Source organism: Paenarthrobacter sp. AR 02 (assembly GCF_021538675.1).
Taxonomy (GTDB): Bacteria; Actinomycetota; Actinomycetes; order Actinomycetales; family Micrococcaceae; genus Arthrobacter.
Map to the genome: position 1 here is coordinate 19,103 of NZ_JAJUKH010000011.1, position 23,338 is coordinate 42,440.

Sequence of the window (23,338 nt, forward strand, 5' to 3'; positions counted from 1 at the left end):
GGGACTCTGCGTGAAGGCGCAAGGTACCCGGCAAGCTTACCCTTTGCGCGGCGGTTCGGTGGGCGGCTCGCCAGCGAGGAGCCGTTTCAGCACGGACTTGGGAACAAAATCGGAGATATCGCCCCCCAGGACGCTGATTTCCTTGATCAGGGTGGAAGACAGGTGGACGTAATGCGCTTCTGCCGGCAGGAAGACGGTCTCGACGCCGGTCAGCTGACGGTTCATGGTGGCCATGGGCAGCTCGTAGTCAAAGTCCGAAGAGGACCGAAGGCCCTTGACGATTGCGGACACACCCCGGTTCCTGCAGTACTCGGCGAGGAGCCCTTCGCCCATGGGCTCCACGATGATTCCGCGCAACGACGCCAGCGTTTCGCGTGCCATCTCCATGCGGTCTTCGAGGCTGAACCGGTACTTCTTGGCGTAGTTCGTCGATACCGCCACGATAACTTCGTCAAACAAGCCGGCAGCCCGGGCGATGACTTCGAGATGTCCGTTGTGGATAGGGTCAAAAGATCCAGGGCATACCGCGCGTCTCATGAGACGAACCTACCCCATGGCTCTGCCGGGATACCATGGCTCCCATGGCATCCGCAGGCATCAGCCCCCTTGATACCCACGCCGGCAACGGATCCCCCCAGGGTACGGGCAGCGCCGCCCCGTGGCAGCGGGCAGCCCTCGGAGCGAACCTGTTGTCGCCCAATGGAGGGCTCGGAGTCACCATCTTCGAGGAAATGACCACGCTGGCGGTATCCACGGGCGCCATCAACCTGGGCCAAGGCTTCCCCGACGAGGACGGCCCGTCGGAGATCAAGGCCGCCGCCCAGGATGCCATTGCATCCGGAGCCAACCAGTACGCTCCGGGCAAGGGCATCCCCGCGCTGAGGGAAGCAATCGCGGCCCACCAGAAACGGTTTTACGGACTGGACCCGAATCCCGACTCGGAAGTGCTGGTCACTACCGGCGCTACCGAGGCCATCGCCGCGGCCCTGCTGGCCTTCGTGCAACCCGGCGATGAAGTCCTGACCTTCGAACCGTTCTACGACTCTTACGGTGCCATTATTGGCATGGCGGGCGCCAAACACGTCACTGCTCCCCTGCTGGCACCGGACTTCATGCCGGACCTCAATGCCTTGGAAGACGCGTTCAGCAGCAGCACCAAGGTTGTGCTCCTCAACAACCCGCACAACCCCACAGGTGCTGTCTTCCCCCAGCAGGTCCTGGCAAAGGTCGTTGAGTTGGCGGCAAAGCACGACGCCATCATCGTCAGCGATGAAGTGTACGAGCACCTGACATTCGGCCCTGCCCACATCCCCGTCACGTCCCTGCCGGGGGCGGCCGGGCGGACCATCACCATCTCCTCCGCCGGAAAGACGTTTTCCTTCACCGGCTGGAAGATCGGGTGGCTGAGCGGCCCGGAACACCTCGTGGCGGCTGTGCGCACTGTGAAGCAATTCCTGACCTACAGTTCCGGCACTCCATTCCAGAGCGCCATCGCGGTGGGCCTCGCGCTACCGGACGAGTTCTACACCGGCATCGCAACGACCCTTAAGCACAAGCGCGATATCCTCGCCGCGGGCCTGCGTGCCGCTGGATTTGGGGTGTACTCCCCCAGCGGAACGTACTTCGTCAATGTCGATACCGCCCCCCTGGGCATCAGCGATTCCGTAGACCTGGCACGGCGGTTGCCCGGCCTGGTGGGAGTGGCAGCAATCCCGGTTCCAGTGTTCTGCCACCCTGAAGGCGCCGAGCGGACCCGCTCCCTGCTGCGCTTCGCGTTCTGCAAGAAAACCGGGGTTCTGGAAGAAGCTGCCGAACGCCTGGCCACGCTCAAGGACCGGCTCTGAACCCCGCCCAGCCCCATGCCACCCGCTTCCTGCGGACCACGGGCCAACACGCCACCATCGAGGCCGACACCCTGATAAACGGCAGCTTCGTCCTCAGCATCGGCGGAGCAGAACAATCCCACGTCAACCTCCAGGACCCGGCAGAGATCTTCTACGAGTACCTGCGCAGGATCGGACACGTGGTGGACCTTGCAGCAGAACCGGGCAAGCCCATCACCGCGTTGCACCTCGGTGCCGGCGCCCTCACCTTGGCCCGCTACATCCAGGCCACCCGTCCGGGTTCGGACCAGTACGCCGTTGAGCTCGAGCGCGAACTCCTGGATTTCGTCCTCCAAAAGCTGCCCATGCCCGACGGCACGGCGCTGAGCACCCATATCGGCGACGCCCGCGACGCGCTGGGTGAGCTGCCCGCCCACCTGAGGTTCGACGTCGTTATCCTTGACATCTTCTCCGGACCCGAGGCACCAGCCCATATCGCCTGCCAGGAGTTCTACGAAGAGGCAGCCGCAAGGTTAAGCCCGAACGGCGTCCTGATCATCAACGTGGGCGATGAGCCCGCACTGACCTTGGTACGCAGCCAGGTAGCTGCGCTGCGGGAAGCGATGACGGACGTCGCCGCCTTTGCCGAATCAGGCATGTTCGAGGGGCGGTACCCGGGCAACATCGTCCTGGTGGGCACCCAAAAGCCATGGCCGCCCGGTTGGACCGCTGAGCTCCTTGCCCGCGGACCGCATCCGGCCGCCGTACTCACAGGCGTCGACCTCGATCGCATTACAGGCTAGGCACGGACACGCCTCAGGACGGCTCCGCGAACCACAGTTTGGTCTCGCCGTATTTCTTGTCCGCGAAGCATTCCAAGGACTGCGGCCACGCGGGTTCGGGACTTCGCGAACTTCGCTCCACAACTACCACGGCAGCCTCGTCCAGGTGCGGTGCCAGTTTGGCAAGCACAGCGCTGAGGGCCTCTTCGTCCAACGGGTACGGCGGATCCAGGAAGACCAGGTCCCACACATCAGCTTCGCCGGCACGTTCAAGGAACGATTCCACCTTTGACCTGTGGACCGATACCCTCTTGCCTCCAAGCACCTGGTTCACCAGGTCGGCATTGCGCTGGCAGATATCGCTGGCCTTGGCGTCAAACTCCACCAAATCAACACTGCGGGCGCCTCGGCTGGCGCTCTCAACTCCCAGCGAACCCGAACCGGCGTAGAGGTCCAGGACCCGGAACCCGTCAATAACCGCCAATGACTCCAAGCGGGAGAAGAGCGCCTCCTTGACCCGGTCCGTCGTGGGCCGCGTCGCTGTTCCGGGCACGCTCGCCAAGGGATTGCCGCCGGCGACACCGGCGATGATGCGGCTCATAGGGTGGTAGCTTTCAGGTCACAAAGCGTCCCTGGACTCTTAACCGCGTTCAAGGAACGCCTCCTTTTCGGGATTCAAATAGTCGTCGATCGCCGCAGCGAGGGCCGGCTGGTTACCCAAGACAGGGTCCTCTGACACGAGGGCCTGGGCGTCAGTGCGTGCCCGCGCAATAATGTCCTCGTGGTCAAGGACACGAAGCAGTTTCAGTGTGGAGCGGCCGCCGGATTGGGAAGCGCCAAGGATGTCGCCCTCCCTGCGAAGCTTCAGGTCCTCTTGGGAGAGCTCAAAGCCGTCAGTGGTTGAGGCAACGGCTTCCAGGCGCCGCCGGCTCGGGTGACCTGGTTCCAAGGTGGTCACCAACAGGCATGTGCCGGGCAGTCCTCCGCGGCCCACCCGCCCACGCAGCTGGTGGAGCTGCGAAATCCCAAAGCGGTCCGCGTCCAAGATCACCATGAGGGTGGCATTGTGGACGTCCACACCCACTTCAATGACGGTGGTGGACACCAACACCTTGGTTTGGTTGGCCGCGAACGAGGCCATGGTGTCGGACTTGAGCTGCGGGTCCTGCCGGCCGTGGAGCGGTGCCACCGGAACTCCGGACAAGGACGGCTCATCCAGGAGGCTTTCGACGACGGCAGTCACCGACGCGAGCTCCCGCGACGCACCGTCGTCCGCGAGGTCGGCGTCACTTGGTTCCGCTTCACCGGGACTGAAGTCCCCGTCGTCGTCCGATCCGATCTTGGGGCAGACGACGTACACCTGGTGGCCCGATTCGACTTCTTCACGGGACCGCTTCCAAATCCGGTCCACCCAGCCGGGGTTCTCAGCAAGGCCCACCACGTGGGTTGAAATGGGGGCGCGCCCCGCCGGAAGCTCGTCAAGGATGGACGTTTCAAGGTCGCCAAACACCGTCATGGCAACAGTCCGCGGGATAGGCGTGGCCGTCATGACCAGCAAGTGCGGGGGCCGTTGTGCCTTTGCCCTCAGGGCATCACGTTGCTCCACGCCGAAGCGGTGCTGCTCATCCACCACAATCAAGCCGAGATCCTGGAAGCTCGTTTTGTCGCTCAGCAAAGCGTGCGTGCCGATCACGATGCCTGCATTCCCGGACGCGGCATCCAGCATGGCCTGTTTCTTCGCGGCGGTGGGCATGGAGCCCGTCAGCAGCGTCACCTGGACGGTACCCTGAGCGGGATCGCCACCGAGCATCCCAGCGCCGCCAAAGACGTGGTCCCGCGCAAGCTCCCCCAATGTCCGCCGGATGGAGTGGAAATGCTGGGCGGCCAGCACCTCAGTGGGGGCAAGCAGGGCGGCCTGGCCACCGGCGTCCACCACCTGAAGCATCGCGCGGAGGGCAACGATCGTCTTGCCGGATCCCACCTCACCCTGCAGCAACCTGTTCATGGGCGTGTCCCGGGCGAGTTCTTCCGCAAGCGTCTTTCCGACGGCGGATTGTCCGGCTGTGAGGGTAAACGGCAGGTTTTGGTCGAACTTGCCCAGCAAACCACCGCTGATCGGCCGCCGGGCCGTTGCTTCCTCCGCCGCAAGCTGGGCCCGTCGGCGCGCCAAGGCTGTCTGCAGGACAAGGGCTTCCTGGTAACGGAAGCGCTCCTGTGCCCGCTGCCAGTCCTTGGGGGTCTCCGGCGAATGGATCAGGCGATATGCCTCGGCCACACTGAGGTGCCCGTCGCGATGAACGATACGCTCCGGAAGGGGATCGCTCATCGCATCCAGGTCCATGGTCTCCAAGAGGGCGCTGATGACTTTGTGGATGGACCAGCTGGTGAGTTTCGCGGTGGCCGGATACACCGGGATGGGCATCGCGGCGAGCTTTTCGGGGTCCATGGAGCCTTCAGCCCCGGGATCCTCGTCAAGTAGCAGGAAGTCAGGGTTGGTCAGGCCCAGGGCACCACCGTAGCGGGTCACCTTGCCCGAGAACATTGCCCGGCGGCCCGCGAGAAGCTCCGACTTGGCCCTGAAACCGTTGAAGAAACTGACCTTCAAGGTGCCAGGCACGCTGGTTCCGCCGGCTTCATCGGTGACCACGACATCGGTAATGGAACCTCGCCGGGCACGCATTTGCCGGGTGGTGTTGGACAGTACCCGGGCAATCAGCGTGACTTCCTCGTCCAAGGGAAGGTTGCTGATGGGCGTCAGCTCACCGCGGCTCAGGTAGCGGCGCGGAAAATAGTTCAGCAAGGAACCGACGGTCTTCAGGCCCAGGTGTTTGTCGATGACGGAAGCGGATCGCTTGCCGATTCGGCGTTCCAGGGGCAGTTCGAGTTCAGAATTCATGCCGTGGCTGGCCCGGGTCACCGGGTACTTCCTTGTCCTGGGCAGCGGTGTCCTGGGCGGCGCCGGACGGAACCGCAAGCTGGCTGACAGCGATGTCCGTGGGTTCCCCCAACGAACGGATCAGGGCCACGGCGGGCTCAGGATCGGGGACGTGCACATGTACCCGCCAACGGTAGCTGGGCTCCACGGCTGGCTCGTCGTCGTCCTCCGGGCCCTGCGCTCCGCCAACCTGGCTCATGATCACGGAGTCGCCCATTTCGTCCAGGCGTTGCCGAAGGATGGCCGCGTTCAAGGGAGACAGGCTGATGGTGCACATGACTTCCACACCGTCGTCGGCAGGCATGTGCTCATGGATATGGGGATCCTGCAGTTTGTAGCCGTGCAGTCCGTCCAACAGCTCATCCTGGAGCTCTTCGCCGAGGACAGCCGAGCGGAGGCAGTCGAGCACCAGCAGCATGCCAACGCCCCCGGCGTCGACCACGCGGGCTTCGTGGAGTTGCGCGAGTTCGTCTTCGGTGCGGACAACGGCCTGGTAGGCGGCATCCACCACGGCATCAAGCGAAAGGCCCAAGGCATGGTTGCTGTCATCACCGTTCTGGGCCGCTTCCACGGCCTGGGCCGCATTGGCGGCCGCTTCCAGGACCGAGAGCATGGTGCCGGCAACAGGTTCACTCAACGCCGACCACGCCCTGATTTGTGCCCTGTTCAAGGCAGTTGCGAGCAGCGGCGCGCTCAGGCGCGACTTGCCGTTCAGGGGCTCAGCTGCTGCGCAGAGAAAGACGGCGAAGAGGGTACCGGAGTTGCCGCGTGCCTGCTCCATGGCAGCTTGGCCGGCCCGGGAAAGAACCGCTCCCACGTCGTTGCCCGTTTCGGTGGAATCCGGCGTGGTGCCACCCAGGGCCGTGACCGCAGCCCGAACCGTGAGGTAAAGGTTGGTGCCGGTATCGCCGTCGGCTACAGGAAAGATGTTGATCGCGTTGAGGCGGTCACTATGGTTCCCCAGGACTACTTCCGCTTTGCCGAGCCAGCGTTTCATGGCGTGCGCATTCGCGGCGATCTTAGTCTGCAAAGTGATCCCATCCAACGGTGTCAGCGGCGTGCCCGGCAATCCGGATACCGCTGCCTGGCGGCTCGACAACGGCTTGAACCGAGCCTATCGCAGTGAAGCCCTCCGGTAGCTGAATTCCAGCTGGGAACGTAGCCAGGAGGCCGTGGTCCTCCCCGCCACCCAGGACCCAGGACATGGCATCGGCGCCCAGAAGTGTTGCTGCCGGCTCCAAGGGTACCGCGTACGCCTTCAGGGCCGTGGGGTCGAAGTCCAGGATTACCCCGCTGGCCGAGGCGAGCCGGTTGCCGTCGCGTAAAAGGCCGTCCGAGATATCCAACATGGCGGAGGCGCCAGCCCGCGCGGCGGCAGGGCCCGCCGCCAGAGGAGGCAGGGGGCGGCACTGGTTGTCCACCAGGGCGCGGAGTTCTGCTGCCAGGCTGCCCAGCGGAACGTCGCTTTCAAGGAGTGCCCAGCCGGCCGCGGCCCGGCCCAGCGTGCCGGCCACGGCGAGTTGGTGGCCCGGTTTCGCGCCCGAACGCACCACCGGTGCAAGACCGTCCAGCGAACCGACGACGGCGACCGTCACCGCGATCTCGCTGCCACGGCCAAGGTCTCCCCCTGCAACGGAGCAGTCGATCGGGCCCAACGCGGTGATGGCCGCAGTCAGGCCATCGGCAAAGGACTCGACCCATTCCACCGGAGTGCTCGGGGGCATGGTCAAGCTGACCACCAGCGAAGTAGCCGTACCCCCCATGGCGTTGATATCGCTGAGGTTCTGGGCCGCAGCTTTCCACCCGACATCAAACCCTGTGGTCCGGTAACCGTTGTTCCATTGCAGCCGGAAGTCCTGGTCCTGGGTCTGGGTGTCGATGGAGATCAAGGTGCGGCCATCCGGAGCGGCAACCAGGGCAGCATCGTCCCCGGGCCCCAACAATATGCCTGGACTGCGGTTCAGGCGCGGAAAGATCCGGGCAAGGAGCTCGGACTCCGAAAGGTCTTGGACGATCAATTGTTCTGCTGGCACGGCTCTACGCTATCGCGATCCACCGACAGGATAGCGTCGGGGTCGTTTCCATGGGTCATACCGGATTGTGACCCGGACAACGCTAATCTGCGGGCCAGCACACGCGGGATAGGCTTGATTCATGCACCACAAGACCCTCCGACGGACTGCCATGTCCGCGTCACTGGCCGTTGCTTCAACCCTCGCAATCACGGCCTGCTCACCGGCCGTGGACGTCACGGCAGCTTCGGATGCGGCCAATCCTGCCTGTGCCCCGATGATGGTGGCCCTCCCGGACCGGATCGGGGACGCCGCGCTCCGCAAGACCAACAGCCAGGCCACCGCAGCATGGGGTGACCCGTCGCAGGTGATCCTCCGGTGCGGCGTGAATGTTCCCGGCCCCACCACAGACCGCTGCGTGAGCGTCAACGGCGTCGACTGGGTCATCAAGGAAGGCGACCCCGTTTACACCTTGACAACGTTCGGCCGGGAACCGGCCACGGAAATCCTGATCGACCCCGTCAAGCTGGAAGCGGCCAACATCAGCTCCGCCACGGTCCTGACCGAACTCACCGCGGCAGTCGGCAAGATCAAGGCAACCGGCAAGTGCGTCGGCCAGGAAGACCTCCAGAACCTGCCGACCGGCAAGTAGTTTGCGCAGGCCAGTTCTGAGTTAGCGCAGGCCAGTCGTGAGTTAGCGCAGGCCAGTCTTGCGGGTCAGCGCCAGCTGGATCAGTTCATCGATCAGTTCGGCATAGCCCAGCCCCGATGCCGCCCACATTTGCGGGTACATGCTCTTGGGGGTGAAGCCCGGCATGGTGTTGATCTCATTGATGATCAGCTCGCCGGCCGGGGTGTAGAAAAAGTCGACGCGGCTGAGTCCTTCGGCACCAACGGCGTCGAAAGCGACGGCGGCCAGCTCCCGTACGCGGGCGATGGCCTCGTCCGGCATGTCGGCCGGGCAACTGAGGGCCGCAGCGCCGTCCTCCACATATTTGGCAGCAAAGTCGTAGAACTGGTGCTCTCCGGCTGCCACCGCAATTTCGCCGGGCATGGAGGTGCGGGGAACGTCGGTGCCCCGTCCTTGGAGAACGGCGCACTCAATCTCCCGGCCAACGATTCCTGCTTCGATGACCAGCTTGAGATCGTGCCGGCGGGCTTCCTCGATGGCGGCGTCGAGCCCCTCCAGTGAATCCACTTTGGAAATGCCCATGGAGGAACCTGCCCGGGCCGGTTTGACGAACACCGGGAACCCCAACTTGTCGACGCGCTTCCGGACAGCCTCCGCATCAGTGAGCCAGTCACGGTCAGTCACGGCCACATACGGCCCCACGGTCAATCCGGCGGCTTCGAAAACCACCTTCATGAAGTGTTTGTCCATGCCCACTGCGGAGGCCAGTACACCGGCGCCAACGTAGCGTGTATCGGACAATTCAAGGAGACCCTGGACAGTTCCGTCCTCGCCCCACGGCCCGTGCAGCAGCGGGAAGACGACGTCGACCGAACCCAGCTCCTGGGGAACCGCATTGGGCTCGGTGACGATCAGCTGGTGTTCGCCGCCGACCTCCGCCAGGGTCACAGTCCGGCCCGACGGCGTCACCTCGGGAAGCGCTGCCGAGCTCAACGACCATTGGCTGGTGTCGCCTGACGCCAGGACCCATTGTCCCGACTTCGCGATACCGATGGGAATGACCTCATACTTTTCCCTGTCGATGGCACCCATGACACCGGCCGCCGTGACGCAGCTGACCGCATGCTCACTTGAGCGCCCACCAAAGAGGATCGCGACCCGGGGGCGGTGTGTAGCAGGAGTGGAATCTTCAGTCACCATCAGTAGTCGCCTTCGGACTTCAGCGCCCGGGCCAGCAGTCGCGGCCCCAGGTCATCAACGGACATTCTGCCTTCAAGCACAGCCACAACGGCTGCCGTGATGGGCATTTCGACATTCAATTTGCCGGCGAGCTCGTGGACGGCCGGGCCTGATTTGATGCCCTCGGCAGTCTGGGTCATCTGTTCTGTCACTTGTTCCAGGCTGAGCCCTTCGCCGAGCAGCCGGCCGGCAGTGTGGTTACGGGAAAGCGCCGACGAGCAGGTAGCCACGAGGTCACCGAGACCGGCAAGCCCGGCCATGGTCAGGGCCTCTCCACCCAAAGCCAGGGCAAGACGGGAGGTCTCCGCCAGCCCACGGGTGATGACCGATGCCTTGGTGTTGTCCCCCATCTGGCGTCCCTCGCAAATACCCACCGCCAGGGCAATGACGTTCTTGACGATTCCGCCGATCTCCACACCAACCACATCGGTGCTGGTGTAAGGGCGGAAATACGGCGCGGTGCAACAAAGCGCAATGGCAGCCGCTGTTTCGTTGTCGCTGCAGGCAACAACTGAGGCGGTGGGCTGCTCCCTGGCGATTTCCATGGCCAGGTTTGGTCCGGACACCACGGCTACCCGTGAATCGGGGAGCCCCAGTTCCTGCGCAATGACTTCGCTCATGCGCGCATCCGTGCCCAGTTCCAGGCCCTTCATCAGGGACACCACCACGGCGTCGGGTGCCAGGAGGGCTTTCCACTCCCCCAGTTGCGGTCGCAGGGACTGCGCGGGGACGGCCAGGACCACCAGCGTTGCGTCCTTCAGCACTTCGGCGACGTCGGTGGAAGCCGTAATGGACGCAGGCAGTTCGATGTCCTTGAGGTACTGCCCGTTACGGTGAAGCGAGTTGATCTCAGCCACGACCTCTGCGCGCCGCCCCCAGATCCGGATGCTGCGTGTGTCACCGGACGCGGCAGCCGCGTCAGCCAGGATCTTGGCGAAGGTGGTCCCCCATGATCCTGCCCCCAGGACAGCGATGGTCTCCGGAATCCCGGCAGGGCTCTCCACGAGGGTCATTCGCCGTCCTCCGGTTCCGGAGTGCCCGTGGATCCACGTTCGACAAAGCGGCCGTGCTTGGACTGCTTGTGCATCGCCGGGTCCCACCGTTCCTTGGGAGCAGTCTCGCCCCGAAGTGTTTCAAGGAGCGTGGTGATGGCATCCATGATGACGTCCGTGGCCTCGGACAGCGTGGCCCGATCCAGCGGCCGGTCTGCGAAGGCGCTCAAGTCCACGGGTTCTCCCACGAGCACCCGCACAGTCTTGCGCGGGAAGACGTGGAAACGCTTTGCGTACCTGGGAAAGACTTCATGGGCACCCCAGTGGGCTATCGGCACCACGGGGGCCCCGGTCTGCAGCGCCAGCCTGGCAGCACCAGTGTGCCCCTTCATGGGCCACAGGTCCGGGTCACGGGTCAGTGTTCCTTCGGGATAGATGATGATGGCGCCACCGGCGTCCACCACCTCCTTGGCGACCTGCAGCGAGCGGTTGGCACCCGCCGTCGAGCGTTCGACCGGAATCTGTTTGGTGGCCTGGAGCAGTGCACCCAAAACCGGGACTTTGAACAGTCCGGCCTTCGCCAGGAAGTGCGGTGGCCGCTTCTGGTTGTAGACCATATGCCCCACGACGATGGGATCGATCTCGGTGCAATGGTTGGGTACCGCGATGAAACCGCCCTGCGGCAGTTTCTCCAGCCCCTCCCATTTTTTGTTCATCAGGATGTTCATCAAGGGGCGTGCCAGGCCCGCCAGCAAGATGAACGTGGCACGGCTCTTGGCCGATTCCTTCACAGGATCTCCCGCTACTTGGTGGTAGTGATGTCGAAATCGGCGCCCAGGCCAGCCAGTTTCTCGGTGAAGCGCTCGTATCCGCGGTTGATGATGTCAATGCCGGTCACCTTGGAGGTGCCCGTCGCAGCAAGGGCTGCGATGAGGTGGCTGAAACCGCCGCGCAGGTCCGGGATGTCGATGTCCGTTCCCCGCAAGGGAGTGGGTCCGGAGATGACAGCCGAGTGCAGGAAGTTCCGCTGTCCGAAGCGGCAGGGGACGCTGCCCAGGCATTCGCGGTGTACCTGGATGTTCGCACCCATCCGCGCCAGGGCTTCGGTGAACCCGAAACGGTTCTCGTAAACGGTCTCGTGGACGATCGAAACGCCTTCGGCCTGGGTCAGCGCAACCACGAGGGGCTGCTGCCAGTCAGTCATGAAGCCGGGGTGAACGTCGGTTTCCAGGACCAGCGGGGTGAGCTTGCCGCCCGGGTGGTAGAAGCGGATGCCGTCGTCGCCGATGTCCATGCCGCCACCGACCTTGCGGTAGGTGTTCAGGAAGGTCATCATGTCGCGTTGGGAAGCGCCCTCGACGAAAATGTCGCCACGGGTAACCAGCGCAGCAGAAGCCCAGGAAGCGGATTCGTTGCGGTCCGGGAGCGCGCGGTGGTTGTAGCCCCCAAGGTCCTTGACGCCTTCGATGCGGATAGTGCGGTCCGTCTGGACGCTGATGATCGCGCCCATTTTCTGCAGCACCGCAATGAGGTCAATGATCTCCGGTTCCGTCGCCGCCCCGATGAGTTCGGTGATGCCCTCGGCCCGGGTAGCACTGAGCAGTACCTGCTCGGTGGCTCCCACAGACGGGTACGGCAGGGAAATCTTGGCGCCATGCAGGCCATGGGGAGCAGAAATGTGGATCCCGCCCGGACGCTTTTCCACCACTGCGCCGAACTGGCGGAGCACATTCAGGTGGTAATCGATCGGCCTGTCGCCGATTTTGCATCCGCCGAGATCAGGAATGAAGGCCTCGCCGATGGCATGGATCAACGGCCCACACAAAAGGATGGGAATCCGAGAGTCGCCCGCGTGTGCGTCAATAGCGGTACTTGAAGCAGTTTTAGCGCCCTGGGGATCCAGCGTCAGGTCACCCGTCACGGGGTCCTTCACGACAGTCACGCCGTGGAGCTGCAGCAGGCTGGTGACAACCTCTACATCCTTGATTTCCGGCACGTTCCTCAGCACCGATGGTTCACTGCCCAGCAACGCCGCCACCATGGCTTTGGGCACCAGGTTCTTGGCACCGCGAACGGTCACTCGCCCGGTTAACGGGACGCCACCGCGGATTGTCAGAACACTACTCATCTATACCGGTTTCCTCACGACTACTCGCCCCCCAAACTTACAAAGGCTCCAGCTAAGCATAGAAGCTCGCGTTACCGAACCGAAATGGACGCACCCGGCGATACAAGGATTGCCGTCGCGCCGAAGTCCAGTGACAAGGCGGTCATTGGCCCACGAAAAAGGACCCCCGGGCCCCCAAATAGGGCTCCGACGGTCCTCTCTCAGCGCAATTCTGGCGCCATCAGTATGGCTACTGAACCTTCGCCGGCAGCGTCTTGGGTTTGAACGACGGCCGCGTTGCTTCGTATGCCGTGATGTCTTCCTCGTGCTGGAGGGTCAGCCCGATGTCATCCAGGCCTTCCAGGAGGCGCCAGCGGGTGTAGTCGTCGATCTCAAACGGAGCTACGACGTTGCCGCACTCCACCGTCTTGCTGACAAGGTCCACCTTTACCTCGGTGCCGGGCTGGTTCTCCAGGACCTTCCAGATCAGCTCGATGTCGTCCTGGGCAACCTGGGCTGCCAGCAGGCCTTGCTTCCCGGAGTTACCGCGGAAAATATCGGCGAACCTCGAGGAGAGCACGGCCTTGAAGCCGTAGTCCTTCAGGGCCCAGACTGCGTGCTCACGGGATGACCCCGTGCCGAAGTCAGGCCCGGCCACCAGTACGGAACCGGCATTGAACGGCGCCTGGTTGAGGATGAAGGACTCGTCCTTGCGCCAGGCAGCGAACAGGGCGTCTTCGAAGCCGGTCCGCGTGATGCGCTTGAGGTAGACCGCAGGGATGATCTGGTCGGTGTCAACGTTGCTCTGTCGCAGCGGTACACCAATGCCTGTGTGGGTTGTGAATGCTTCCATGGGATCCTCCTAGACTGCGGTTCCGGTCAGTGTGCCCGCGGAAACGGACTCGAGGTCCGACGGCGAGCTCAGTGTTCCCCGGACGGCTGTGGCTGCTGCCACCACGGGCGAGACCAGGTGCGTGCGCCCGCCCTTGCCCTGGCGGCCTTCAAAGTTCCGGTTGGACGTGGACGCGCAACGCTCCCCCGGCTCCAGCTGGTCCGGGTTCATGCCCAGGCACATGGAGCAACCGGCGAAGCGCCATTCTGCTCCGAATTCCTTGAAGACCTTGTCCAGGCCCTCAGCTTCGGCTTCCAGGCGGACCCGTGCGGATCCCGGGACGACCAGCATGCGGACGTTGGGGTCTTTGGCCCGGCCGCGAATGATGTCCGCGGCGATACGGAGGTCCTCAATGCGGGAGTTCGTGCAGGAGCCCAGGAAGACGGTGTCCACGCGGATGTCCTTCATGGGCGTGCCTGCTTCCAGGCCCATGTACTGCAGGGCGCGTTCGGCGGCAGCCTTTGCGTTCTCATCGCCAAAGTCTTCCGGGGAAGGAACCTTGGCGGAGAGCGAGACGCCCTGGCCGGGGTTGGTACCCCAGGTCACAAAGGGCTCCAGCGTGTCGGCGTCCAAATCGACTTCGACGTCGAAGGTCGCGTCAGCGTCCGTGTGCAGCGTGTTCCAGTACTCGACGGCGGCATCCCAGTCGGCACCTTCGGGCGCGTGGGGGCGACCCTGCATGTAGTCGTAGGTGGTCTGGTCCGGAGCCACCATGCCGGCACGTGCACCAGCTTCGATGGACATGTTGCAGATGGTCATGCGCGCATCCATGGACAGGGACCGGATGGCCGAGCCGCGGTATTCCAGGACGTAGCCCTGTCCGCCGCCTGTGCCGATCTTGGCGATCACAGCCAGGATGATGTCCTTGGCTGTGACGCCGGGGCGCAGGGTTCCCTCAACGTTGATGGCCATGGTTTTGAACGGCTTGAGCGACAACGTCTGGGTGGCCATGACGTGCTCAACCTCGGACGTGCCAATGCCCATGGCCAGCGCACCAAAGGCGCCGTGCGTGGAGGTGTGCGAGTCGCCGCAGACCACTGTCATGCCGGGCTGTGTGAGGCCCAACTGCGGACCGACCACGTGGACGATGCCCTGCTCTTTGTCACCCAGGGAGTGCAGGCGGACGCCGAATTCCTTGCAGTTGGCACGCAGCGTTTCAATCTGGGTGCGGCTAGTCAGGTCGGCGATCGGCTTGTCGATGTCCAACGTTGGAGTGTTATGGTCCTCCGTGGCAATAGTGAGGTCCACGCGGCGCAGCTTCCTGCCCGCCAGGCGCAGGCCTTCGAAGGCCTGCGGAGACGTCACTTCGTGAACGAGGTGCAGGTCGATGAAGAGAAGGTCGGGCTGGGCATTGGCTCCTTCGCCCTCACCTTTGCGCACGATGTGCGCATCCCAGACTTTCTCGGCCAGTGTCTTTCCCACGGCCTGCTCCCTTCACTGCGGTTTGGTTGTTCCTAGACCACTGAAGCAGCACCGCTGCGAAATAGGCCAGCGAAACAACTTGCATCTCAGATATTGAGACGGCAATATCATTACATGGACAATTCTAGTGGAGTCGGTGTCATTGATAAAGCGGCCCAGGTCCTCGATGCCCTCGAGGCCGGACCAACGACGCTCGCGCAACTTGTAGCTGCCACGGGCCTCGCCCGGCCCACGGTTCACCGGCTGGCTTTGGCGCTGGTTCACCACCGTTTGGTGAGCCGCGACATCCAGGGCCGGTTCGTCCTCGGCAGCAGGCTCGTGGAGTTGGCATCGGCTGCCGGAGAAGACCGGCTGATCGCTTCGGCGGGCCCCGTCCTCATCCAGCTTCGCGATGCCACCGGCGAAAGTGCCCAGATCTTCCGCCGGCAGGGCGACTGGCGCGTTTGCGTGGCTTCCGCGGAACGCCCCATCGGCCTGCGCGACACCATTCCCGTTGGTACCCAGTTGTCCATGAAGGCCGGCTCCGCCGCCCAGGTACTCCTGGCATGGGAAGATCACGACCGCCTGCTGGAGGGGCTGCAAAATGCCCGCTTTACGCCCACCGTCCTGGCAGGAGTACGACGCCGGGGCTGGGGTCAGAGCCTCGGCGAACGCGAACCTGGGGTCGCCTCGGTTTCGGCCCCCGTCCGTGGGCCTTCCGGAAGGGTGATCGCGGCCGTCTCCATCTCGGGTCCCATTGAGCGCCTCACCCGCCAACCGGGCCGCCTGCACGCCGAAGTGGTCTGTAACGCTGCCCGTGTCCTGACCGAAGCACTGCGGAAGAACAACGACTAGTCCCCCACTGCTCTACGCTGTTCCAGCATCCACCCCTCCGGACGGGAGCCCGGCATGAACAACTACGCGATATTCCTCCGGGGCATCAACGTCGGCGGGATCAACATCAAAATGGCCGACCTCAAGAATGCGCTCCAGGACTACCCGTTCACCAAGGTCAAGACGTTACTGGCCAGCGGAAACGTCGTGCTGCAAACCGAACTCAGCGCCAAGGATGTCAAGGACCAATTCGAGAAGTGCCTCAGGGATGCCTTCGCCTACGACGCCTGGGTGGTGGTTCTCTCCGCCGAGCGGGTTGCCGAACTCGTCGAGGCTTGTCCCTACCCTGCCGACGACAAGTCCACCCACAGTTATGTGACACTGGCATCCGATACCGCCATGCTCGACGAACTTTTCGACGCAGGCCAGGCACTGGACGGCGTTGAACAAGTACGGCTTGGCCCCGAAGCGTCCGCCTGGTTGGCGCCCGCGGGCGGCACGCTGGACAGCCCTTTCAGCAAGCTCTCTTCGAAAGCGCGCTATAAAGCCAGCACCACCACCCGGAACCTGCGGACCCTGATCAAAGTCAGGGACGCGGCGGCAGCACTCTAGGTCGAACGGGCATCCTTCAACGCCGCGTTAAAGGCCTTCAGGCGTGTCATCTCCACCTCGACGGGCTCAACGATCCGCTTCTCGGCCACTGCGGCCACGGACACCTTCAACCTTTTCGCAGCTCCGGAAGCCCGTAACTTAGCTGCCCAGCCACCCAGGAAGCGGCCAACAATCGCCAAGAGGATTCCTAACGCCACTCCCCCGGCCACCATCAAAGTGGGCCAGGGCCAGCCCTCCGTTCGCGGAACGTCCGGCACCGGCATCTGGAAGTAACCCAGCGCGGCCAGGACTCCGAGCCAGCCAAGTCCACCCACAGCCACCACAAATGCCAACCATTGCAGGGCGTTGAACATCGCCCACCACACAGGCCTCTTGGTGGTCTTCAGGTCGGTTCCGGCGATGGCCTGGTCCAGGGCATCGGGCAGTTGTTCGCGGCCGTCCCTGGCGACAGCGCGGATAGCGGCGCGCCACGGTCCCGGAGCACCTGTGGAGGCGTCATCCACGAAGTCCCGGACAGCGGCATCCGTCCGCGCCCGCTCGGGCGCGCCTGCCGGAGGAAGGGAGGTCCGGCTCAGCTCCGGCTTAGTATCACCCCGGCCCAGGTTCAGCCGGCGCAAGGGGTCCGGTCGGAAGCGCAGCAGCCACCGCGTCACGGGCCACCCTGTCCTCCGGGCCGACTCCCTCATGAACGAGCGCTGGACCGCGTCCACCACAACGGGCACGTTAGCTGCGGCAGCCAAATCCGACGCGAGCCGCGCCTTGGCATTTGCCTTGATCCCGCGCGCTTCGCCCTCTCCGGAGGCTCTGGCCAGTTCCGTGGCCGCCTTGGCGACGTCGGCCGCCAGACGTTGCGTCGTTGCCTCCCGCTGGACCACGACGTTCCTGATCGCAGCGCGGACGGCCGTTACGCCGTCGCCCGTCAGTGCGGAGGCACTGAGCACGCGCACCTTACCCAGGCCATCGCGGGCCAGGATGCCTTCCAAGGACTGCAGGACGGCGGAGGCGTCCGTGGGGCTGAGTCTGTCCACCTGGTTCAGGACCACCAGCGTGACGGCGCCATGGGAGGCCATGGGCCTCAGGAAATCATTATGGACCGCCGCGTCTGCATACTTCTGGGGATCAAGGACCCACACCAGAACGTCCACCATGCCCACCATGCGCTGGGCGATCTCCCTGTTCTCTGCGCGGGTGGAGTCGAAGTCCGGCAGGTCGAGGAGGACCAGGCCTGTATCTTCGTCCGCAAGCCCGGCCACCGGTGGCAGGGTGTGGCGCTCCTTGACGTCCAACCAGTCCAGGAGTGGTCCGCTGCCCTCTTCTCCCCAAACCCCTGCCAAAGGCTCTGAGGTCGTGGGACGCCGCGCTGTCGCTGTCGCCAGGTCACTGCCGGAGACTGCGTTGAACAACGAGGACTTGCCGCTGCCTGTGGCACCAAAAAAGCCCACCACCGTGTGTCCTGCTGATAACGAACGCCGGGACGCTGCCCGCTCCAGGACGTCGTAAACCGATTGAAGCTCTTCGTCAGGAAGCACTCCTTCGGCAAGTTCCCGGGCTTCGTTGAGCGATTCAAGCCTGCGCTGCAGGCGGGAGGATTCACGGACCTGGCTGTGGCGGCTCATGCGGCTTCCGCCATGCGGCGAAGTGCGGTGGCGTGCCGGGCGAGGTCGTTGCCGGACCGTGGATGCGCTGCTTCAAGGCGGCCCAGGAAGCGTTGCTTTTCATCGTCCAGGAGCCGTTGACATTGTGTGTGCAGGTCTTCCGTGGCCTGTTGCGCCAAGCGCCTGACCGCATCCTCCCCAAACACAGCTTCCAAGAGTTTCTGCCCCACTACTGCCGTTCCACCCGCGATCCCGATCTCAAGGCCTGTCAATCCGGCGGTCATCGAAAACACCACCACCATGAGCGCGGCACCCAGCCCGTTGATGCCGAAAGACAGCCAACGCGCCTGGGTCCGCTTGCCCTGTCCCTGCGTCCGAATCATCTCCATGAGGCCTTCCTGCCACGCGCGGATGGCGGCGGCAGACCTGGCATCGAATCCTTCGCTGGTGCCGGACAGGTCATCGGGGCCCAGCAGCTGGCGCCCCGCGGGATCCGAACGCCATCGCCTGTCCACGTTCTCCGCGGCGTTGGCAGCCTCGTCCAGGATCACTGCCTGCAGCCCGGTTTCGATGGCCGTCTCCACCTTCACGGCGGGGGCGGGTTCGCCCCGGAAGAAGGCCCCCATGCGGTCGCGCATGCGACCTATGTTTTGCTCGAGGGTCCTGAAGAACTCACCCGTGCCCACAAAGTCCTGCCAGCGTGCCAGGACTTCACCCCGCAGGAGCGCTCCGTCTTTGGTAGCGGCGAGAATGCGCGAAAGTGCCAGCTCATATTCCTCCACGCAACTTTCCTCCAGCTCGTGCGCCACGGTGTCCTGCGCTGCCGCTGCGCCGGCTATGCCGTTCAGGCGGGTACTCACCGCCTTGACGGCTCCGTTGAGTGTGCGGCGGGCGACGTCAGCACGTCCTGCTGCGTTGGCAGCCAAGGCGCCCAGCCATTGACGCAACGGGACCACCGCCTCGTGGGGCAGCATGCCAAGCGCGTCCAGCTCGCTCTCCGGAACCACGAAGAGCTTCGCTTCGCCAAGGCCCTGCCGGTCAAGCATCGCCTGCAGATCGGCCCTCACCTCATCCTCGGCGGCGGCCGGTACCCGGTCCAGCACCACAGCGACGGTGATGTCCCGTGAAGCCGCATCCAGAAGCAGACGCCAGGGGACGGCGTCGGCGTATCGGTTTGCGGTGGTGACAAACACCCAAAGGTCCGCAGCGGCCAGGAGCTGCCCGGCCAGCCTGCGGTTGTCATCGGAGATGGAGTCGACGTCGGGCGCGTCCAGCAGTGCGATGCCTTGGGGCACGTTGTCATGGCCCACCAGTACCAGCGACGTGATCGCCTGGGCGTCAGGGGCAGCTCCTGCTTGGTTGGCCGGCACAGGGTTTGCCGACACCGTGCCGCGGATCCGGTGCAGGTTTGGCAGGATGCGGTTCCCTTCGAACCACTCGGCGTCCTGCGGGTGGTGCAACAGGATGGGCTGGCGCGTCGTGGGCCGGATGGCCCCGGCGCGCGTCACCGGAAAGCCGACCAGCGCGTTGACCAAGGTGGATTTACCGGCTCCGGTTGAACCGCCGACGACGGCCAGCAGCGGTGCGTCCAGGCTCCGGTATCGGGGAATGACGTAATCGTCGAGCTGGGCCAGCGACTCACGGATCCACTGGCGGGCTTCCTGCGCCTCAGGCACCGCCAGCGGCAAGGTGGTGGCCGCGAGTTCGGCGCGTGCGGCTTCCAGGGTTTCGACGGCGGCCGCCGCTCCCCTGGGAACTGGACTGGCCCCGGATGCTGATGGGTCTTGGTTTGCGATCACAGCATCATCATGCCAGCCCGATCACTATAGAACGCTCGGGGCAGGCGCCCGGGCAAAAAGAAATCCCCCGGAACCGTGAAGTTCCGGGGGATTCGACTGTGACCCCAGCGGGATTCGAACCCGCGTTACCGCCGTGAGAGGGCGGCGTACTAGGCCGCTATACGATGGGGCCTTGCACTTTTTATCACCGTTTCCGGCGATCAAGCTGAATGAGTATTTCATACTTTCAGCTCCGCTCCAAATCGCTTCAGCGAAGTGGAAGGTTCCGATTTTCCGCGTATTCACGCGGATTTTCAGAGCTGGGATACCAGGACTCGAACCTAGAATGACGGTACCAGAAACCGTAGTGTTGCCAATTACACCATATCCCAAAGTGACTTTTGGACCGGAGTTCTCACCGCGGTTTCCCTTGGCTTTTCCCTCCGTGCCCCTCAGCACGAGTAATGACTCTACCGGAGTCTCGCCACCTGCACAAATCGTAAAGCCGTTACCTGCATCACACGGATCTCAGGCTGCCGTCGGAGCCGTCATCAGCAGGCGGGTCAGGGAATCCACCTGTCGTCCGGTGAACTCCTCCACCACTTCCCCGGTCCTGTTCAACCACACGCCTACCAGCCCCGCCGCGGTTGCTCCGTCCGCATCGAGAAGTCGGTTATCGCCAACGTAGAGGGTCTCCGCCGGCGAAGTCCCCAGTAGGCGTACACCTTCGAGGTATATGGCAGGGTCCGGCTTGGGCACGCCAACGGTGTCCGTTCCCACCAGTGTCGCGATCCTGGCCAAACCGGCACTGTCCAGCTTCGCGCGCTGGTAGTCGTGGACGTTGTTACTGACCGCACCGTAGGGAATCCCCGCTGCATCCAGGGCGTCCAGGACTTCTTCAACGTCGTCGAAAGCCCGCACGTATGACGTCTGGCGCTGGTGATACTCGGCCACCCATGCCTGTGACTCCTCGCCGTCCCCCAGTTCCACGCCAAAGTGGCCCAGGGCAGCCCTGCCGCGGAGCAGCCGCTGCTCGTTGAACGTCAGCTCCCCTGCCAGGTAGCGGTCATAGAAATGCGTGGTTTCGTGCGTGAAGATGCGTCCGAACTTCGCCCACCCGGCCTGGTCCAGGCCGGGCAGGAGATGTTCGCTGACATCGCGCAACGCCGTCGTCATGGCGTACTCAAGGTCCACCAGGGTGTCATCAATATCGAACAGGACACCACGGATAGTGCCAAAAGTGCTTGCTATCGCCATGACGTTCGCCGTTACTGGCCGCGGAAAGCGCGGACGCGGGCCAGTGAGGAATCCTTCCCCAGGATCACCATGGACTCGAACAGCGGCGGGGAAATGCGACGACCGGAGATGGCCGTGCGCACCGGGCCGAACGCGGCGCGGGGCTTGATGCCCAGGTCCTCGACAAGGGCCTGCTTGAGCGCAGCCTGGATGTTCTCGGCAGTCCAGTCGGTAATGGGCTCCAGTGCCGCCAGGGCCGCATCAAGGACTTCCTCCAGGTTCTGGGGCAGACCCTTCCGGGCGTCGTCCGCGACGTCGATCGCGTCATCAGCCTTGAACAGGAAAGCCAGCATTTCCGGAGCCTCGCCCAGGAGGGTGATCCGTTCCTGGACCAAGGGAGCTGCCTCTGCGAGGATCTCCTCCTGGCGGGGGGTGAGGATTTCACCAACGAATCCGGCGGCGCGGAGGTAGGGAACCAGCCGCTGCTTGAAGTCTTCCGGAGCGAGCATGCGCACGTGGGTTCCGTTGATGGCTTCGGCCTTCTTGATGTCGAAGCGGGCCGGGTTGCCAAGGACATCATGGATGTCGAAGTTGGCAACGAGCTGCTCCACGGTGAAGATGTCCTCATCCGCGCTCAGGGACCAACCGAGCAGCGACAAGTAGTTGAGCAAGCCTTCCGGGATGAAGCCACGCTCGCGGTGCAGGAACAGGCTCGACTCGGGATCGCGCTTGGAGAGCTTCTTGTTGCCCTGGCCCATAACGTATGGAAGGTGCCCGAACTCCGGCATGTACTCCGCAACCCCAATGGCGTAGAGCGCCCGGTACAGCGCAATCTGGCGCGGAGTAGAGCTCAGCAGGTCCTCTCCGCGCAGGACGTGGGTGATCCCCATCAGGGCATCGTCCACCGGGTTGACCAAGGTGTAGAGCGGGGCTCCGTTGGCGCGGACCACTGCAAAGTCAGGGACCGAGCCGGCCTTGAAAGTAATTTCCCCCCTGACCAGGTCGTTGAAAGTCAGGTCCTCGTCCGGCATGCGCAGGCGCAGGACAGCCTCCCGGCCTTCAGCCTTGAACTGGGCGAGCTGCTCCTCCGTCAGGTGGCGGTCAAAGCCGTCGTAGCCGAGCTTGGGGTCGCGGCCGGCTGCCTTGTGGCGGGCTTCGATCTCCTCCGGGGTGGAGTAGGACTCATATACGTGTCCCCCGGCCTTGAGCTTGGCGATGACGTCCTGGTAGATGTCGCCGCGCTGGGACTGCCGGTACGGTTCGTGCGGTCCGCCGACCTCGACGCCTTCATCCCAGTTGATGCCGAGCCACTTGAGGGCATCCAGCAACTGGTGGTAGCTCTCTTCGCTGTCGCGGGCAGAGTCGGTGTCCTCGATGCGGAAGATCAGCTTGCCGCCGGTGTGGCGTGCGTAGGCCCAGTTGAACAGGGCCGTCCGAATCAAGCCAACATGCGGAGTTCCGGTCGGTGACGGGCAGAAGCGGACGCGGACCGGAGTCTCGGCATTGACGGCAGGGATGACGCTGGGGGCAGCGTTGGACGCAGAAGCAGTAGTCATAGTGGTTCCAACTTTACCGCTTGGCGCAGCCTGGGTTTCCCGGCCCTAAAGGCTCGACGGCGGCACCCGCCTTTCGTGCGAAAGGCGGGTGCCGCCGTCGTGGTCTGGCTTTGACTGAATGCCTAGCGTCGGACCACCGGGTTGGAGAGGCGGCCGATGCCTTCGATCTCCACTTCGAAACGGTCGCCTTCACTGACCAGGCCGACGCCGGCCGGGGTGCCGGTCATGATGACGTCGCCCGGAAGCAGGGTGAAGGCGTGCGAGACGATGGAGACGAGCTCGCGTACGCCGCGGATCATCTGGTTGGTGCTGCCGTCCTGGCGGAGTTCACCATTGAGGCGCCCCTGGATGGACAGGTCTTCGTGATCCAGCTCTGTCTCGATCCACGGCCCAAGCGGCGCAGAGGTGTCAAAGCCCTTGGCGCGTGCCCACTGAAGGTCCGTCTTCTGGACGTCGCGGGCAGTGAGGTCGTTGCCGCAGGTGTAGCCGAAGATCACGTCATCCGCACGCTCTTCGGGAACGTCCTTGCAGATGCGGCCGATGACAACGCACAGCTCAGCTTCGAAGGAAACTTCCTCCGAGAACTCAGGAAGGATGATGGGGTCATTCGGGCCGATCACGGACGTGTTGGGCTTGAGGAACAGCAGCGGCTGCTGGGGAACTTCGTTGCCAAGTTCCGCGGCATGCTCAGCGAAGTTCCGGCCAACACCGATCACTTTGCTGCGCGGAATGATCGGGGCGAGGAGCCGCACGTCCTCAAGCTTGTGCTTTACGTGGGTACGTTCGACGCCATTGAAGAAGGGGTCGCCGTTGATGACAGTGATTTCCTCACTGCCGGCCTCGCCTTCAACAACGCCGTAAAGGGGATCAGAATCAACTACAAACCGGGCGATACGCATGGGCCCAAGCCTAC

21 protein-coding genes and 2 tRNA genes are annotated in these 23,338 nt (G+C 63.9%); 5 read left to right on the top strand and 18 right to left on the bottom strand.

The window, feature by feature from the left end; translation table 11 throughout:
* Positions 1–36: 36 nt before the first annotated feature.
* Complete coding sequence (gene coaD / locus LRQ04_RS17065; protein ID WP_211713506.1) at positions 37–537, bottom strand: pantetheine-phosphate adenylyltransferase; 501 nt, start codon at positions 535–537, stop codon at positions 37–39.
* 35 nt (positions 538–572) lie between these two features.
* On the opposite strand from coaD, the gene LRQ04_RS17070 reads away from it, so the two are divergent.
* Both LRQ04_RS17070 and LRQ04_RS17075 read left to right on the top strand, forming a co-directional pair.
* The gene (locus tag LRQ04_RS17070; RefSeq protein WP_235521512.1) at positions 573–1,844 is read left to right on the top strand and encodes an aminotransferase class I/II-fold pyridoxal phosphate-dependent enzyme; all 1,272 of its coding nucleotides are present in this window, start codon (positions 573–575) and stop codon (positions 1,842–1,844) included.
* A complete protein-coding gene (locus tag LRQ04_RS17075) occupies positions 1,841–2,626 on the top strand; it encodes a spermidine synthase (protein ID WP_235521625.1) in 786 nt (261 codons plus the stop codon). Before LRQ04_RS17070 ends, LRQ04_RS17075 begins: the two co-directional genes overlap by 4 nt.
* 13 nt (positions 2,627–2,639) lie before the next feature.
* Here the strand turns inward: LRQ04_RS17075 and rsmD are convergent, their stop codons facing one another.
* Genes rsmD through thiL form a run of 4 tightly spaced genes read right to left on the bottom strand, consistent with a single transcriptional unit; the run spans position 2,640 to position 7,573 of the window.
* Complete coding sequence (rsmD, locus tag LRQ04_RS17080) at positions 2,640–3,206, bottom strand: 16S rRNA (guanine(966)-N(2))-methyltransferase RsmD (protein WP_235521513.1); 567 nt, start codon at positions 3,204–3,206, stop codon at positions 2,640–2,642.
* A 39-nt stretch (positions 3,207–3,245) separates the two neighbouring features.
* Positions 3,246–5,501 carry an ATP-dependent DNA helicase RecG gene (locus LRQ04_RS17085; protein ID WP_235521626.1) on the bottom strand — a complete coding sequence of 752 codons (2,256 nt, stop codon included), beginning with the start codon at positions 5,499–5,501 and terminating at the stop codon, positions 3,246–3,248.
* Positions 5,491–6,537 carry a DAK2 domain-containing protein gene (locus tag LRQ04_RS17090; RefSeq protein ID WP_235521514.1) on the bottom strand — a complete coding sequence of 349 codons (1,047 nt, stop codon included), beginning with the start codon at positions 6,535–6,537 and terminating at the stop codon, positions 5,491–5,493. Before LRQ04_RS17090 ends, LRQ04_RS17085 begins: the two co-directional genes overlap by 11 nt.
* A gap of 22 nt (positions 6,538–6,559) precedes the next feature.
* Complete coding sequence (gene thiL / locus LRQ04_RS17095) at positions 6,560–7,573, bottom strand: thiamine-phosphate kinase (protein ID WP_235521515.1); 1,014 nt, start codon at positions 7,571–7,573, stop codon at positions 6,560–6,562.
* Positions 7,574–7,694: 121 nt separating this feature from the next.
* Between thiL and LRQ04_RS17100 the strand changes: the two genes are divergently transcribed.
* Positions 7,695–8,204: a DUF3515 domain-containing protein gene (locus tag LRQ04_RS17100; RefSeq protein WP_235521516.1), complete on the top strand. Its 510-nt coding sequence runs from the start codon at positions 7,695–7,697 to the stop codon at positions 8,202–8,204.
* Positions 8,205–8,246: 42 nt separating this feature from the next.
* On the opposite strand, the gene LRQ04_RS17105 is transcribed toward LRQ04_RS17100, so the two are convergent.
* The 6 genes from LRQ04_RS17105 to leuC form a co-directional block, all read right to left on the bottom strand.
* Positions 8,247–9,383: a D-alanine--D-alanine ligase family protein gene (locus tag LRQ04_RS17105; RefSeq protein ID WP_235521517.1), complete on the bottom strand. Its 1,137-nt coding sequence runs from the start codon at positions 9,381–9,383 to the stop codon at positions 8,247–8,249.
* Entirely contained in the window at positions 9,383–10,435 is a 1,053-nt protein-coding gene (locus tag LRQ04_RS17110) for an NAD(P)H-dependent glycerol-3-phosphate dehydrogenase (RefSeq protein WP_235521518.1), read from the bottom strand. Before LRQ04_RS17110 ends, LRQ04_RS17105 begins: the two co-directional genes overlap by 1 nt.
* Positions 10,432–11,205 (bottom strand): 1-acyl-sn-glycerol-3-phosphate acyltransferase, encoded by a 774-nt coding sequence (locus tag LRQ04_RS17115; protein WP_235521519.1) that lies wholly within the window; start codon positions 11,203–11,205, stop codon positions 10,432–10,434. The genes LRQ04_RS17110 and LRQ04_RS17115 overlap by 4 nt, the downstream gene beginning before the upstream one ends.
* An 11-nt stretch (positions 11,206–11,216) precedes the next feature.
* A complete protein-coding gene (gene murA, locus LRQ04_RS17120; RefSeq protein ID WP_235521520.1) occupies positions 11,217–12,542 on the bottom strand; it encodes a UDP-N-acetylglucosamine 1-carboxyvinyltransferase in 1,326 nt (441 codons plus the stop codon).
* A gap of 229 nt (positions 12,543–12,771) precedes the next feature.
* On the bottom strand, positions 12,772–13,374 hold the full coding sequence (leuD, locus tag LRQ04_RS17125; protein WP_235521521.1) for a 3-isopropylmalate dehydratase small subunit: 603 nt from the start codon (positions 13,372–13,374) through the stop codon (positions 12,772–12,774).
* A 9-nt stretch (positions 13,375–13,383) separates the two neighbouring features.
* Positions 13,384–14,835, bottom strand: coding sequence for a 3-isopropylmalate dehydratase large subunit (gene leuC, locus LRQ04_RS17130; RefSeq protein WP_235521522.1), 1,452 nt, complete (start codon positions 14,833–14,835; stop codon positions 13,384–13,386).
* Between the two features lie 114 nt (positions 14,836–14,949).
* On the opposite strand from leuC, the gene LRQ04_RS17135 reads away from it, so the two are divergent.
* Both LRQ04_RS17135 and LRQ04_RS17140 read left to right on the top strand, forming a co-directional pair.
* Positions 14,950–15,669, top strand: coding sequence for an IclR family transcriptional regulator (locus tag LRQ04_RS17135; protein WP_014922101.1), 720 nt, complete (start codon positions 14,950–14,952; stop codon positions 15,667–15,669).
* Positions 15,670–15,723: 54 nt separating this feature from the next.
* Positions 15,724–16,260, top strand: a complete 537-nt coding sequence (locus LRQ04_RS17140) for a DUF1697 domain-containing protein (protein ID WP_235521523.1) — start codon at positions 15,724–15,726, stop codon at positions 16,258–16,260.
* Here the strand turns inward: LRQ04_RS17140 and LRQ04_RS17145 are convergent.
* From LRQ04_RS17145 to LRQ04_RS17175, 7 genes are all read right to left on the bottom strand, one after another.
* Positions 16,257–17,876 (bottom strand): GTPase, encoded by a 1,620-nt coding sequence (locus LRQ04_RS17145; RefSeq protein WP_235521524.1) that lies wholly within the window; start codon positions 17,874–17,876, stop codon positions 16,257–16,259. The genes LRQ04_RS17140 and LRQ04_RS17145 overlap by 4 nt on opposite strands.
* Complete coding sequence (locus tag LRQ04_RS17150; RefSeq protein WP_374198975.1) at positions 17,873–19,651, bottom strand: dynamin family protein; 1,779 nt, start codon at positions 19,649–19,651, stop codon at positions 17,873–17,875. Before LRQ04_RS17150 ends, LRQ04_RS17145 begins: the two co-directional genes overlap by 4 nt.
* A gap of 102 nt (positions 19,652–19,753) precedes the next feature.
* A tRNA-Glu gene (locus LRQ04_RS17155) sits at positions 19,754–19,826 on the bottom strand.
* Positions 19,827–19,953: 127 nt separating this feature from the next.
* Positions 19,954–20,025, bottom strand: a tRNA-Gln gene (locus tag LRQ04_RS17160).
* Positions 20,026–20,161: 136 nt separating this feature from the next.
* The gene (locus LRQ04_RS17165) at positions 20,162–20,890 is read right to left on the bottom strand and encodes an HAD family hydrolase (protein ID WP_235521526.1); all 729 of its coding nucleotides are present in this window, start codon (positions 20,888–20,890) and stop codon (positions 20,162–20,164) included.
* 11 nt (positions 20,891–20,901) lie between these two features.
* Positions 20,902–22,425 carry a glutamate--tRNA ligase gene (gene gltX / locus LRQ04_RS17170; RefSeq protein ID WP_235521527.1) on the bottom strand — a complete coding sequence of 508 codons (1,524 nt, stop codon included), beginning with the start codon at positions 22,423–22,425 and terminating at the stop codon, positions 20,902–20,904.
* Between the two features lie 122 nt (positions 22,426–22,547).
* Positions 22,548–23,324 (bottom strand): fumarylacetoacetate hydrolase family protein, encoded by a 777-nt coding sequence (locus LRQ04_RS17175; RefSeq protein ID WP_235521528.1) that lies wholly within the window; start codon positions 23,322–23,324, stop codon positions 22,548–22,550.
* Positions 23,325–23,338 lie beyond the last annotated feature (14 nt).